This is a genomic window from Stenotrophomonas sp. GW821-FHT01H02A (assembly GCF_059422145.1).
Window position 1 is genome coordinate 45962 of record NZ_JBWKWI010000011.1, and the last position, 12354, is coordinate 58315.

Sequence of the window (12354 nt, forward strand, 5' to 3'; positions counted from 1 at the left end):
CGATGGAACGAAAAGGCCGCCCACGGGGCGGCCTTTTTTTCGGGTGGGCGAACACGCGCACCGCTACTTCACCGCGGTGCGAACCTGCAGCATGCCATCCACCTTGCGCCCATCTTCCAGACTGAGCCGCAACGGCAGGGCGGCGCCCTCCTTCAAGGCCACCTCCGGCTGCATCAGCATCAGGTGCAGGCCACCGGGTTTGAGTTCGACCGTCGCCCCGGCCGCGATCGGCAGGCGTTCCACCGCGCGCATGCGGCTGACGCCGTCGACCAGCGTGGTTTCGTGCAGCGACACATCGCCGAACGCCTTGCTGCCGGCAGCGACCACCACCACCGGGGCGCGACAGTCGTTGCGGATCTGTCCGTACCCGGCCGCCATCGGCATCGGCCCCGGCGGCAACCGTACCCAGCCCTCGCGCACCGACACGCAGGCTGGCTCGGCGGCGGCGGCCGCCGATGCTGCGAACGCACACAGCCCCAACAATACGCACACGAATGGTTTGGTTATCATCGGCCTCGTTCCCTGTCCGCAACGAGACTGCAGCATGACGACGCTCATCGAGGTGATCAACCATGGTCCCATCCGCGAACTGCGGCTGGCGCGCCCCCCGGTCAATGCGTTGGATACCGAGCTGTGCCGGCACCTGATCCAGGCAATCAACCAGGCCATGGCAGATGACGTGCACGGCATCGTGCTCTCGGGCAGCGAGCGCATCTTCAGCGCCGGCATGGACGTGCCGCACCTGCTCAGCCACGGCGAGGACAAGCACAAGCTGCTGGACAGCTGGCAGGCCTTCTTCGGTGCCGTGCGCACCCTGGCCGAATGCCGGGTGCCCGTGGTCGCTGCCCTGACCGGGCATGCCCCGGCCGGCGGCTGCGTGCTGGCCCTGTGCTGCGACTACCGGATCATCGCGCGCAGCCCGGACGCCGCCCATCCCACGGTGATCGGCCTGAACGAAGTGCAGGTCGGGCTGGTCGCGCCGGAAGGCATCCAGCGCCTGATGCGCCGCGTGGTCGGTCACCACCGGGCCACCACCCTGCTGGTCGGCGGCGAGATGGTGCCGGCCGAGCGTGCCTTGCAGATCGGGCTGGTCGATGAGGTGGTCGACGCCGATCTGGTCGTCGCCCGCGCCGTGGCCTGGCTGCAGGGCCTGCTCAAGCTGCCGCGGCAGCCGATGCTGCTGACCCGCACCATTGCCCGCGCCGACCTGCATGAGGCCCTGCACGCCGACCTGATCCAGCTCGACCGCTTCGTCGAGGCCTGGTACGCCCCGGACGCCCAGCAGGCGCTGCATGGGCTGGTCGCGAGGCTCGGAAAAGGCTGACCCGCGAACGCGGACACCCCCGCAGACACCGGTAGTGCCGGCCAGCGGCCGGCCCTACCGGACCCCGTATAATCAGCGGCAGTCCAACCCAGGTTGCCGCCTTTGTCCGCCACGCACGAACCCGTCGTTTCCGAGCTGATCGACCTGCTCTCGCTCGAACGTCTGGAAGACAACCTGTTCCGCGGCCAGAGCCGCGACATCGGCACCAAGTACGTCTTCGGCGGCCAAGTGCTGGGCCAGGCGCTTTCGGCCGCCCAGAAGACGGTCGAGAACGGCCGCCACGTGCATTCGCTGCACGCCTACTTCCTGCGCGCCGGCAACATCGACCACCCCATCGTCTATGACGTGGACCGCACCCGCGATGGCGGCAGCTTCTCCGTGCGCCGGGTCACCGCGATCCAGCACGGCAAGGTGATCTTCTTCTGCGCGGCCTCGTTCCAGCAGGCCGAGACCGGCGCCGAGCACCAGCACAAGATGCCGGAAGTGCCGCAGCCGGAAGACATTGAGCCGAACCAGCCGCTGCCGCAGGCGGTCCTGGATCGCCTGCCGATCAAGGTCCAGCGCTGGCTCTCGCGCGGCGGCCCGTTCGAGTTCCGCCATGTCTACCCGCGCGATGAACTCAACCCGCCCAAGCGCCCGCCGTACCACCAGGTCTGGCTGCGCCTGAACGAGACCGTTGGCGATGCCCCGGAGCTGCACCAGGCGCTGCTCGCCTACGCCTCGGATTTCCACCTGCTCGGCACGGCGACCTTCCCGCACGGCATCAGCTACTACCAGCCGCATGTGCAGATGGCTTCGCTGGACCACGCGATCTGGTTCCACCGCCCGTTCCGCGCCGACGATTGGCTGCTGTACTCGCTGGACAGCCCCAGCGCGCAGGATTCGCGCGGGCTGGCGCGTGGCCAGTTCTTCACCCGCAACGGCCTCCTGGTCGCCAGCACCGCGCAGGAAGGCCTGATCCGCGTGGTCGACGACAGTGCCGCGGCCGCCGCCGTACCGGCCAAGGACTGACATGAGACAGATTTTCAACAGCCAGCGCGTGGAAACCGTCGAGGGCGTGGCCCAGCTGTTGCGCGACGCCGGCATCGAAGTGCGCATCACCAACGGGCGCTCGTACCACAGCAAGCGCGGCAGCCAGTTCAGCTATCTGGACAAGGAAAAGGCCACCACCCATCCAACCCTGTGGGTGGTGCATGCCGACGACCAGCCGCGCGCCCGCGAGATCCTGCGCGACGCACGCCTGCTGGAAACCACCCGCCGCGACCATCCGACCGCGCAGTTCGCGTTCCGCGACGAGGTCGCCCAGGCCGACGCCCCGCGCAACTGGGCCTGGCGGATCCGCATCGGCCTGCTGCTGGTGATCGCCGCCGTGGCGATGGTGGTGGTCATGCGCCACCGCAGCGCCCCGACCGTGGCGCCCGCCCCGGCCCCGGTGGCCCAGCCGGCCTCGACGCCGACCTCGCCGGCTGCCACGCCGCCGGAAGAAGAGGAAGTGCGGGTCCGGATCCAGCCCACCGAGTAACAGGTAGTGCCGGCCGCTGGCCGGCTCCTCGTGCGGTTGGAAGCCTGCAGCGCCGGCCAGCGGCCGGCACTACCCGGTCACATCCCGGCCCGACACGCGTCATGATGGAACCATCCCCGGGGGAGGACACCATGACGCCGCATCCGCTGACCACCACGCTCGAACGCGAACTGCCCGCCGCCGCCGGTGGCTGCCAGCAGTCCTACGGCCGCATCGTGCTGGCCTGCCAGAACACGGTCACCGCGATCGCGCTGGCGATCACCCGCGACGTGCACGCCAGTGAGGACATCGCGCAGGAGGCCTTCATCAAGGCCTGGCAGCAGCTCAACCAGCTGCACAGCCATGCCAGCTTCCTGCCGTGGCTGCGCCAGATCACCCGCAATCTCGCCCGCGACTGGCTGCGTGCCAACCGCGGTCGCCCGCTGTCCGGAGAGGCGGCCGAGATCGCCATCAACATGGCTGCCGATCCCAGCCCAAGCGCGCCGGAGCACCTGCAGCGGGTGGAAGAGGAACTGGCGGCCGAAGAGATCATCTCGGCGCTGCCCGAAGACAGCCGCGAAACCCTGCTGCTGTATTACCGCGAAGGGCAAAGCTCGCAGCAGGTCGCCGATCTGCTCGGACTCAGTGATGCGGCCGTGCGCAAGCGCCTGTCGCGCGCACGCGCCACCGTGCGCGAGGAGATGATGCGCCGGTTCAGCGACTTCGCGCGCAGCAGCGCGCCGAGCGCCGCGTTCGCCACGACCGTCGTGTCGATGGTGCTGGTCGCGGCGCCCGGTACGGCCAGCGCCGCGATCCTGCTTGGCACCGGGCTGGGCACCAGCAAGCTCGGGCTGGGCGGTGCCAGTGTCTCCGGTGGCGCCGCCCTGGGCTCACTGAGCGCAGCGGCCAGCCACAGTCATGTGCTGCCACCGGATTTCGCCTGGGGCGCGATCATCGGCGGCATGATCGGCGGCGTACTGGGCAGCTATCTGGGCGGCCGCTATCTGCTCTCGTATGCCGAGAGCACTGACGAGCGCACGGCCATCCGTGGCTTCGTGCACTACAGCACCTTCACCGCCATGGTGACCTGCGTGGCCGTGTTCGCGTTGAGCTTCCTGCCGCTGGCCTGGTACTGGCCGGTGGTGGCGTTGGCGATCGGCCTGGCCGTGATCAACTATCAGTGCCTGGGCCCGCTGCAGCGGATCATGGCACCGATGATCGCGCGCGATGCGGCGCGCCACGGCCGCAGCGGCCCGAACTGGAAATACGAGTCGTTGTATGGCCGCAAGGCCCTGTGGGTGATGAACCTGTTCGTGATCGGCAGCATCGTCTGGGCGATGTACAGGAACGGCAGCGTCTGAAGCAGAAAAGCGCCGGTCGATGACCGGCGCTTTTCCTCGTGCAACACCAGCGTATCGCTTACTTGGCGGCCGGTGCCTTCGGCGCCATCGGCGGCTTGCCGTCGCGGTGCTTGCCATCACGGTGATCGCCGCGCGGGCCACCGAACGGGCCCTTGGCCGCATCGAACTCGGCCTTGCTCAGCTGGCCGTCCTTGTTGGTGTCGGCCGCGGCGAACCAGGCATCACGATGCTGCTTCATGCGCAGCTCGCGGTCGGCCTTGTCCAGGTAGCCATCCTTGTTGACGTCCATCTCATCGAAGCGCGCGGCCAGGCGCGGATCGGCCTTGGCCTCCTCACGGCTGATGCGGCCATCCTTGTTGGTGTCCAGCTTGGCCATCCAGTCGCCCCGGCCACCCGGGCCACGCCCGTGGCGCTTGCCGTGCCAGCGCGGTAGTTCCTCGCGGGAGAGCTTGCCGTCCTTGTTGATGTCCAGGGTGTCGAACTGCGCGGCCAGACGCGGCGCCTTCGCCGCTTCGGCGCGGTCGATGAAGCCATCGCCATTGGTGTCCAGCTTGGCACGGGCGGGCTTGTCGCCGGCGGCGGGGGTATCGGCAGCGACCGCCAGGCCGGCAGCACCGGTCGACAGCAGCAGGGCCAGCAGCAGGAGGGATTTGCGGTTGCGCATGGGTAACTCCGGTTCGTAAGGGAATCTGCGTGCGGTGCATGGCACCCACACCGGTAACAACGCATGGGCACCCGGGGCGTTGACAGCGCGGCCGGCCGTGTTCATTTGGCAGACAGTCGCGGCGGCTGCGACGGCGCGGGGCTATGCTGTCGGCATGGCAATACACGGCGACCGCGACGACGAGCTGCGACTGTTCCAGACCGGCGACCACCCCTGTGGCTACTGGCCGGAACGGGCCGCACGCGATCTGGTGCTCGACCCCAACGACCCGCGGCTGGGTACGCTGTACCCGATGGCGCTGGGCTGGGGGTTCCGCCGCTCCGGCGATCTGGTCTACCGCCCGCACTGCGCCGACTGCCACGCCTGCGTGGCCGTGCGCATCCCCGTGGCCCGCTTCGCACCCGACCGCAGCCAGCGCCGCTGCCTTTCCCGCAATGCGGATCTGGAAGTGCGGATCGTCCCGGCCGAACAGACCGACGAGCAGTTCGCGCTGTACCACCGCTACCTGACCCATCGCCACGCGCAGGGCGGGATGGACGAGCACGGTCCGCACGAGTTCGACCAGTTCCTGATCGGCCGCTGGTCGCAGGGCCGTTTCGTCGAAATCCGCGGCCCGGCCGAGGACGGCCATCGCGGCCCGCTGATCGCGGTCGCCGTGACCGACGTCACCCCGCAAGGGCTCTCGGCGGTCTATACCTTCTTCGACCCGGACCAGGCCCATCGCGGCCTGGGCACCTTCGCGATCCTGCAGCAGATCGCCTGGGCCCGGCGCGAGCAGTTGCCACACCTGTACCTGGGCTACTGGATCCGCGACCACCGCAAGATGGACTACAAGCGCCGGTTCCGTCCGCTGGAGGCCTACGACGGCCGCCGCTGGCACGCCTTCGATGACGAACGGGACGGCCGCTGACGCAACACTGACACCGTGCCGGGTGCAAAATAGGCGGATGAAAGCCCATCCCCTGATCCTTGCCCTGGCCCTGCTCTGCGGCGCCTGTGCCCAGTCCCCCGCCAAAACCGCCACCATGCCGGATTCCACTTCCGCACCGCTGCGGATCGCCACCTACAACACCTCCCTGTACAGCGACGAGACCGGCGGCCTGATCGCCGAGCTCGAAGGCGACAGCGAACACGCGCGCAAGATCGCCGCCGTCCTGCAGCAGGTCCGCCCGGATCTGGTCCTGCTCAACGAGTTCGACTACGACGACGCCCACCGCGCCGCCGACCTGTTCCAGCAGCGCTACCTGGAAGCCGCCCAGCCCGGCGGTGGCGAGCCGCTGCACTACGCTTACCGCTACCTCGCCCCGGTCAATACCGGCGTGCAGAGCGGCCTGGACCTGGACAACAACGGCGAGATCGGCGGTGAAGGCCGCGCCCGTGGCAACGATGCCTGGGGCTACGGCCTGCACCCGGGCCAGTACGGCATGCTGGTGCTGTCGCGCTACCCGATTGACGCGGCCAAGGTCCGCAGCTTCCAGCTGCTGAAGTGGAGCACGATGCCCGGCGCCCTGCGCCCGATCGATCCGCGCACCGGTAAATCCTTCTACAACGACCACGTCTGGTCGCAGCTGCGCCTGTCCTCCAAGTCGCATTGGGACGTGCCGGTGAACACCCCGAACGGCACCGTGCACGCGCTGGTCTCGCACCCCACCCCGCCGGTCTTCGACGGCCCGGAAAAGCGCAACGCCGCCCGCAACCACGACGAACTGCGCCTGTGGCAGGACTACCTCAAGGACCGCGACACGTCCTGGCTGTGCGATGACCGTGGCCACTGTGGCGGCCTCGCGCAGGACGCGCGCTTCGTCATCCTCGGCGACCTCAACAACGACCCGGTCGACGGCGATGGCCGCCACGAGGCCATCGTCGAACTGATCGAAAACCCGCGTGTCCTTCGCTACCCCACCCCGCGCAGCGTCGGCGCCGAACAGACCAGCCTGGCGTACGCCCAGAAAGGCATCGTCCGCAAGGGCGCACCGTTCCATGCCACCGGTGACTTCGGCCCCAAATCCGGCACCATGCGCCTGGACTACGTGCTGCCCTCGGTCGGCTTCAGCTACATCGGCAGCGGCGTGTTCTGGCCGTCCAAAGACCTTCCCGAAGCAAAAATCGCCGACGGCAGCGACCACCACCTCGTGTGGGTCGACCTGGAGTAAGGCCCGCGTCGCTCTTAACAAAAAACGGCGAGCCAGGGCTCGCCGTTTTTCGTTTGCTCCGCTGTTCGAACCGCGCAACCGACCTTCCACGAGGAGGTGATCGGGCAGCCCGATGAAGGACCGTGTGCGGCATGGATGCCGCACTACGAGCCCCCATGGATGGGTTTACGGCGGGTCCTGCATCGGGCAGCCCGATCGCCTCACACCGACAGCACCCAAGGCGCCCTGCCTCACGACCGCAACTCGATCCCGATTGCCTCAGCGGCCTCACGCGCAATCTTCCGCGCTGCATCGATATCCGCACCACGCGCCAAGGTCACCCCCACCCGGCGATGCCCGTGCACGCTCGGCTTGCCGAACAGACGCAGCGCCGAATCCGGCTGCACCAGCGCCGCGGCCACATTGCTGAAGAACGGCACGCCCTCGCCATGCGCCAACAGTGCGCACGAGGCCGACGGACCGCTCTGGCGGATCACCGGAATCGGCAGCCCCAGGATCGCGCGCGCATGCAGCGCGAACTCGCTCAGCTCCTGCGAAGCCAGCGTCACCAGACCGGTGTCGTGCGGACGCGGCGACACCTCGCTGAACCACACTTCGTCGCCCTTCACGAACAACTCGACCCCGAACAGGCCCCAGCCCCCCAGCTCATCGGTGATCGCCTGCGAAATTTCCTCCGCCCACGCCAGCGCGCGCGGCGACATCGGCTGCGGCTGCCAGCTCTCGCGGTAGTCACCGTCTTTCTGCCAATGCCCGATCGGGGCACAGAACGAGGTTCCGCCCGCATGGCGCACGGTCAGCAGCGTGATCTCGTACTCGAAGTCGATGAACCCCTCCACGATGCAGCGCCCGGCACCGGCACGGCCGCCGGTCTGCGCGTACTCCCAGGCCGGCGCGATGTCCGCGTCCTGGCGCAGCGTGCTCTGGCCCTTGCCCGAGGAGGACATCACCGGCTTGACCACGCACGGCAGCCCGATCGCGGCGACTGCTGCACGGTACTCGGCCTCGGTGTCGACGAACCGGTACGGCGAGGTCGGCAGGCCCAGGGTCTCGGCGGCGAGCCGGCGGATGCCCTCGCGGTCCATGGTCAGGCGCGCGGCACGCGCGGTCGGCACGACCCGCAGGCCCTGCTCCTGTTCCAGCTGGACCAGCGTTTCGGTATGGATCGCCTCGATTTCCGGCACCACCAGATGCGGCTTCTCCAGCGCGATCAGCGCACGCAGGGCCATCGCGTCGAGCATGTCGATCACGTGCGACCGGTGCGCCACCTGCATCGCCGGTGCGTCGGCATAGCGGTCGGCGGCAATCACTTCCACCCCCAGCCGCTGCAGTTCGATGGCGACCTCCTTGCCAAGTTCGCCGGACCCCAGCAGCAGCACACGGGTGGCGGAAGGAGACAGCGGCGTACCGAGCGTGGACATGGCGGTGTTCCGGGCAACAGAGACGGGAGGGCATTCTAGCCGCTGCGGCCGCCCCATGGCCGGCTGGGCCGGCACTTGCAGACTGATATCAATTTGATATCTTCCAATCAACTACCCAAGGACGCCCTGCCATGAAAGAGAAGTCGATCCGCTCGCTGTCCGGCCTGCCCTTCCTGCTGCTGGTGCTGGCCCTGACCGCAGTGGCCGTGTGGATGTTCGTGGTCGGGGTGGACAAGGGAAACCGCAATCCGGCGCTGATCGTCGGCAGCCTGGTGCTGGCCACCACCGCCCTGCTCAGCCTAGTCGGCCTGTACACCGTGCAGCCCAACCAGGCCGTGGTCGTCAGCCTGTTCGGCAAGTACGTCGGCACCGTGAAGGAGAACGGCCTGCGCTGGAACAACCCGTTCTTCACCAAGGTCAAGGTCAGCCAGCGCGTACGCAACTTCGAAAGCGGCAAGCTGAAGGTCAACGAGTTGGACGGCAGCCCGATCGAGATCGCCGCGGTGATCGTGTGGCAGGTGGTGGATGCTTCCGAGGCCGTCTACAACGTGGACGACTACGAGAGCTTCGTGCACATCCAGTCCGAATCGGCGCTGCGCGCGATGGCCACCAGCTATCCGTACGACCAGCACGAAGAAGGCCAGCTGTCGCTGCGCAGCCACGCCGCCGAGATCTCCCAGCACCTCAAGGACGAGCTGGCCGAGCGCCTGGCCGATGCCGGCGTGCAGGTGATCGATGCGCGCATCAGCCACCTCGCCTATGCGCCGGAAATCGCCCAGGCGATGCTGCAGCGCCAGCAGGCCAACGCGGTCATCGCCGCGCGGACGCGCATCGTCGCCGGCGCGGTCGGCATGGTCGAAATGGCCTTGGCCGAACTGCAGAAGAACGGCGTGGTCCAGCTCGATGAAGAGCGCAAGGCGCACATGGTCAGCAACCTGCTGACCGTGCTGTGTTCGGACCGTGGCACCCAGCCGGTAGTCAACGCCGGTTCGCTGTATTGATTCGACAGCGTGCCGACCCGAGGTCGGCACCTACCAACGCGACGCGGCGCCGAGGGGACGGCATGCGTTGTAGATAAAGGACCCCCGCATGACCGAAAAGAAAGCGTACCCGCTGCGTATCAACGCCGACGTTCTGGCGGCGGCGCAGCGCTGGGCCGACGACGAGCTGCGCAGCCTCAACGCACAGATCGAATACGTGCTGCGCGATGCGCTGCGCAAGGCCGGACGCCTTCCCAGGCCCACCACCGACAAGGAGAGCAGGACATGAGCAAGCGCTGGAGCTATCTGACCGTTGAAGTGAAGCCGAACCTGATGGGGATCGTCAAAGCCGAGCAGCTCCAAGAGGAACTGACCCAGCAGGGCCAGCTGGGCTGGGAGCTGGTCAACGCGATCAGCCTGGTGTCGGCACCTCCCTTCACGACGGCGGTGCTGATCTTCAAGAAGGAGGCGTGAGATGGGTGCATCCCACCCCTTCGAGGTTGCCCCATCCCCGGTCTGGCGACTGCTGTGGCTGTGGGTTCCACTGCTGCTCGTGGCCGGCCTGATGGTGGGCACCGCGCTGGACGCGCCGGAGCGTTCACACACCGAACTGTTCATCACCCTGCCGTTCCTGGCGGTGCTGGCGGCCGCGCTGACCTGGGCCTACACCCGCCGCCGCATCGTGCTGCACGAGGACACGCTGGACGTGCAGTCGACCTTCTACCGCAAGCGCGTGCCGGTGAGCGAGATGCGGCTGGACGAGGCGCGCATCGTCGATTTCGCCGAGCATGGCCGCTACAAGCCCTCGATCAAGACCAACGGCTACGGAGTACCGGGCTTCCAGTCCGGGCATTACCGGATGGCCGACCGCAGCAAGGCGTTCTGCCTGATCACCGACAGCAGCCGCGTACTGCACCTGCCGCTGCGCGATGGCAGCGCGCTGGTGATCAGCCCGGAACACCCACGTGCACTGCTCGATGCCCTGCAGGCGCTGGCCGGACCGCCGTGCGCGCACTAAGCTGGCAGCATGCGCCGCTCCCCTGCCCTGCTGATCAACACCGCCGAGATCGAACTGTGGCCCGGCGGGCTGCTGCGCGCGCGCAGCTCCGCCGACGCGCGCGCCCTGGCCCGTGCACAGTGGGTACTGCGGCGCAAACGCGATGGACGTTACCTCGCCGTAGCCACCGCTGATGGCGTGCTTCCCCTGGTGCCGCGCCTGATGCGCGAGCCGGGCATCGAGGAGGCGCTGGACGCGCTGGACCGCCAGCTGCTGGACCGCCGCCGCGGACGCGCGCCCGATACGATGCTGCCCCTGAGCGGGCTGCAACACCGCCTCGAAACCCTCGGGATCGATGCCGATGCCTACCTGGCCGCCACCGGCCTGGCGCTGGAAGCCGAACCGGCCCAGCTGCACCTGGCCGGCTTCGACCGCTACCGGCGGCCACTCTGGCTGCAGCGTGACGCCGCCCGTGGCTGGCAACGCCTGCGCGCGCAGGCCGCTGCCGATGGCATCGCCCTGGATGCGATCTCCGGTTACCGCAGCCACGACTACCAGCTCGGGATCTTCGCCCGCAAACGCCACCGCGGGCTGAGCGTGGAGGAGATCCTCAAGGTCAACGCCGCGCCCGGGTACAGCGAGCACCACAGCGGCTACGCGCTGGATATCGGCACCCCGGGCGAACCGCCGGCGGAAGAATCGTTCGAGTCGACGGCCGCGTTCGCGTGGCTGGGCGAGCATGCCGGTCGCTTCGGCTTCCAGCTGAGCTACCCGCGCGACAACCCGCATGGGATCGTCTACGAGCCGTGGCACTGGTGCTGGCGCCGGCCCGGCTGACGCTCAATCCTGCGAACGGTTGGTCGTCGCTTTCGGATCCACCGTGAAATCGGCGATCCGCCACAGGTACAGGCTCGCATAGGTCCGGAACGGCCCCCACTTCTCGCCGCGGGCGAGCAGCTGCTTCGGGGTCGGCATCAGCTCGGCCCTGTCCACGCGCTGGGCGCCCTTGCGCACGCCGAGGTCATCCACCGGCAGGATGTCCGGGCGGCCCAGCCGGAACATCAGCATCATCTCCACCGTCCAGCGGCCGATGCCGCGGATCGGCACCAGGGCCTCGATGATCGCGTCGTGGTCCATCACCGACATCCGGCGAAGATCCGGGATTTCCCCGGCCGCCTCGCGCCTCGCCAGGTCGCGCAGGGCCAGTGACTTGTTGCCGGACACCCCGCACACCCGCAGCCCGGGATCGTCGATCCGCGACAGCGTATCGGCGTGCAGCCGGGTGCTGCCGATCGCCGTCTCCACCCGCCCGACGATGGTCGAGGCGGCCTTGCCGCTGAGCTGCTGGAACAGGATCGCCCGCGCCAGCGCATCGACCGGATCGAAGGTCTTCGCCCAGCCAGGCTGCGCCTCGATCGGGCCGAGCCGCTTCATCCAGGCACCCAGCCGCCGGTCGCGGCGGCTCAGCCAGTCGTGCGCCTCATCGACATCGAAACCGCGGCGGTAACGGGGCATGTCAGCGCCTCAGCGCATTCAGGCCGTAGGCCAGCCAGCCGACCATCAACGCGGTGCCACCCACCGGTGCCAACTGCGTGCCGAGCTTCCACAGCGCGCCGGCCACCAGGCTGCCGGAGAACAGCAGCGTGCCGATCAGCAGGACATACAGGGCCAGTCGCCCCAGCGTGTTCTGCTGGGTCGGGCCAAGCAGCGCCAGGGCCACGCCATGCCCGAACGCATACAACGCCGCCGTGGTCACGTGCGACTGCGCCAGCGGATCGGCGATGCCATGCGAGGCATAGGCGGACAGGCCGACCGCCGTGGCTGCCAGCAGGCCGCCCAGGCCGGCCAGCAGGGAGGGTTTGCGCGTGCGTCGTTCCAGATTGAGCATGCTTGCGTCCTTCAGACAGTGCCCCGCTGCCGGAGCCCAAAAAAAACGCGCCGCAGGAAGCGGCGCGT

16 protein-coding genes are annotated in these 12354 nt (G+C 68.4%); 11 read left to right on the forward strand and 5 right to left on the reverse strand.

What is annotated here, in order from left to right:
- Positions 1-63 precede the first annotated feature (63 nt).
- Complete coding sequence (locus AC07WC_RS16010) at positions 64-510, reverse strand: copper chaperone PCu(A)C (protein ID WP_495210872.1); 447 nt, start codon at positions 508-510, stop codon at positions 64-66.
- A gap of 34 nt (positions 511-544) precedes the next feature.
- Between AC07WC_RS16010 and AC07WC_RS16015 the strand changes: the two genes are divergently transcribed.
- The 4 genes from AC07WC_RS16015 (at position 545) to AC07WC_RS16030 (ending at position 4186) form a co-directional block, all read left to right on the forward strand.
- The gene (locus tag AC07WC_RS16015) at positions 545-1324 is read left to right on the forward strand and encodes an enoyl-CoA hydratase/isomerase family protein (RefSeq protein ID WP_495210873.1); all 780 of its coding nucleotides are present in this window, start codon (positions 545-547) and stop codon (positions 1322-1324) included.
- 102 nt (positions 1325-1426) lie between these two features.
- Entirely contained in the window at positions 1427-2335 is a 909-nt protein-coding gene (gene tesB, locus AC07WC_RS16020; RefSeq protein WP_495210874.1) for an acyl-CoA thioesterase II, read from the forward strand.
- 1 nt (position 2336) lies between these two features.
- The gene (locus AC07WC_RS16025; RefSeq protein WP_495210875.1) at positions 2337-2846 is read left to right on the forward strand and encodes a putative signal transducing protein; all 510 of its coding nucleotides are present in this window, start codon (positions 2337-2339) and stop codon (positions 2844-2846) included.
- 131 nt (positions 2847-2977) lie between these two features.
- Entirely contained in the window at positions 2978-4186 is a 1209-nt protein-coding gene (locus tag AC07WC_RS16030) for an RNA polymerase sigma factor (protein ID WP_495210876.1), read from the forward strand.
- Positions 4187-4244: 58 nt separating this feature from the next.
- Here the strand turns inward: AC07WC_RS16030 and AC07WC_RS16035 are convergent, their stop codons facing one another.
- The gene (locus tag AC07WC_RS16035; protein ID WP_495210877.1) at positions 4245-4850 is read right to left on the reverse strand and encodes an EF-hand domain-containing protein; all 606 of its coding nucleotides are present in this window, start codon (positions 4848-4850) and stop codon (positions 4245-4247) included.
- Between the two features lie 154 nt (positions 4851-5004).
- Between AC07WC_RS16035 and AC07WC_RS16040 the strand changes: the two genes are divergently transcribed.
- Positions 5005-5760 (forward strand): arginyltransferase, encoded by a 756-nt coding sequence (locus tag AC07WC_RS16040; RefSeq protein WP_495210878.1) that lies wholly within the window; start codon positions 5005-5007, stop codon positions 5758-5760.
- A gap of 37 nt (positions 5761-5797) precedes the next feature.
- Positions 5798-7003 (forward strand): endonuclease/exonuclease/phosphatase family protein, encoded by a 1206-nt coding sequence (locus tag AC07WC_RS16045; RefSeq protein ID WP_495210879.1) that lies wholly within the window; start codon positions 5798-5800, stop codon positions 7001-7003.
- Between the two features lie 230 nt (positions 7004-7233).
- On the opposite strand, the gene purT is transcribed toward AC07WC_RS16045, so the two are convergent.
- Positions 7234-8421 (reverse strand): formate-dependent phosphoribosylglycinamide formyltransferase, encoded by a 1188-nt coding sequence (purT, locus tag AC07WC_RS16050; RefSeq protein ID WP_495210880.1) that lies wholly within the window; start codon positions 8419-8421, stop codon positions 7234-7236.
- Positions 8422-8552: 131 nt separating this feature from the next.
- Between purT and AC07WC_RS16055 the strand changes: the two genes are divergently transcribed.
- From AC07WC_RS16055 to AC07WC_RS16075, 5 genes are all read left to right on the forward strand, one after another.
- On the forward strand, positions 8553-9422 hold the full coding sequence (locus AC07WC_RS16055; RefSeq protein WP_088432124.1) for an SPFH domain-containing protein: 870 nt from the start codon (positions 8553-8555) through the stop codon (positions 9420-9422).
- 88 nt (positions 9423-9510) lie between these two features.
- Positions 9511-9690 carry a type II toxin-antitoxin system antitoxin gene (locus tag AC07WC_RS16060; protein WP_088432123.1) on the forward strand — a complete coding sequence of 60 codons (180 nt, stop codon included), beginning with the start codon at positions 9511-9513 and terminating at the stop codon, positions 9688-9690.
- On the forward strand, positions 9687-9875 hold the full coding sequence (locus AC07WC_RS16065) for a DUF4177 domain-containing protein (protein ID WP_495210881.1): 189 nt from the start codon (positions 9687-9689) through the stop codon (positions 9873-9875). The genes AC07WC_RS16060 and AC07WC_RS16065 overlap by 4 nt, the downstream gene beginning before the upstream one ends.
- Before the next feature lies 1 nt (position 9876).
- Positions 9877-10419: a PH domain-containing protein gene (locus AC07WC_RS16070; protein ID WP_495210882.1), complete on the forward strand. Its 543-nt coding sequence runs from the start codon at positions 9877-9879 to the stop codon at positions 10417-10419.
- 9 nt (positions 10420-10428) lie between these two features.
- Positions 10429-11235, forward strand: coding sequence for a M15 family metallopeptidase (locus AC07WC_RS16075; protein WP_495210883.1), 807 nt, complete (start codon positions 10429-10431; stop codon positions 11233-11235).
- 3 nt (positions 11236-11238) lie between these two features.
- Here AC07WC_RS16075 and AC07WC_RS16080 read toward each other — a convergent pair whose 3' ends face one another.
- Both AC07WC_RS16080 and AC07WC_RS16085 read right to left on the reverse strand, forming a co-directional pair.
- Positions 11239-11913: a DNA-3-methyladenine glycosylase family protein gene (locus AC07WC_RS16080; RefSeq protein ID WP_495210884.1), complete on the reverse strand. Its 675-nt coding sequence runs from the start codon at positions 11911-11913 to the stop codon at positions 11239-11241.
- A 1-nt stretch (position 11914) separates the two neighbouring features.
- A complete protein-coding gene (locus tag AC07WC_RS16085) occupies positions 11915-12286 on the reverse strand; it encodes a DUF423 domain-containing protein (protein WP_495210885.1) in 372 nt (123 codons plus the stop codon).
- Between the last annotated feature and the right edge of the window lie 68 nt (positions 12287-12354).

Bases quoted from the DNA above. Each gene is read 5' to 3' on its own strand.
- AC07WC_RS16010 (WP_495210872.1), bottom strand. From the start codon at position 510: ATGATAACCAAACCATTCGTGTGCGTATTGTTGGGGCTGTGTGCGTTC.
- AC07WC_RS16015 (WP_495210873.1), top strand. From the start codon at position 545: ATGACGACGCTCATCGAGGTGATCAACCATGGTCCCATCCGCGAACTG.
- AC07WC_RS16025 (WP_495210875.1), top strand. From the start codon at position 2,337: ATGAGACAGATTTTCAACAGCCAGCGCGTGGAAACCGTCGAGGGCGTG.
- AC07WC_RS16030 (WP_495210876.1), top strand. From the start codon at position 2,978: ATGACGCCGCATCCGCTGACCACCACGCTCGAACGCGAACTGCCCGCC.
- AC07WC_RS16035 (WP_495210877.1), bottom strand. From the start codon at position 4,850: ATGCGCAACCGCAAATCCCTCCTGCTGCTGGCCCTGCTGCTGTCGACC.
- AC07WC_RS16040 (WP_495210878.1), top strand. From the start codon at position 5,005: ATGGCAATACACGGCGACCGCGACGACGAGCTGCGACTGTTCCAGACC.
- AC07WC_RS16045 (WP_495210879.1), top strand. From the start codon at position 5,798: ATGAAAGCCCATCCCCTGATCCTTGCCCTGGCCCTGCTCTGCGGCGCC.
- purT (WP_495210880.1), bottom strand. From the start codon at position 8,421: ATGTCCACGCTCGGTACGCCGCTGTCTCCTTCCGCCACCCGTGTGCTG.
- AC07WC_RS16055 (WP_088432124.1), top strand. From the start codon at position 8,553: ATGAAAGAGAAGTCGATCCGCTCGCTGTCCGGCCTGCCCTTCCTGCTG.
- AC07WC_RS16060 (WP_088432123.1), top strand. From the start codon at position 9,511: ATGACCGAAAAGAAAGCGTACCCGCTGCGTATCAACGCCGACGTTCTG.
- AC07WC_RS16065 (WP_495210881.1), top strand. From the start codon at position 9,687: ATGAGCAAGCGCTGGAGCTATCTGACCGTTGAAGTGAAGCCGAACCTG.
- AC07WC_RS16070 (WP_495210882.1), top strand. From the start codon at position 9,877: ATGGGTGCATCCCACCCCTTCGAGGTTGCCCCATCCCCGGTCTGGCGA.
- AC07WC_RS16075 (WP_495210883.1), top strand. From the start codon at position 10,429: ATGCGCCGCTCCCCTGCCCTGCTGATCAACACCGCCGAGATCGAACTG.
- AC07WC_RS16080 (WP_495210884.1), bottom strand. From the start codon at position 11,913: ATGCCCCGTTACCGCCGCGGTTTCGATGTCGATGAGGCGCACGACTGG.
- AC07WC_RS16085 (WP_495210885.1), bottom strand. From the start codon at position 12,286: ATGCTCAATCTGGAACGACGCACGCGCAAACCCTCCCTGCTGGCCGGC.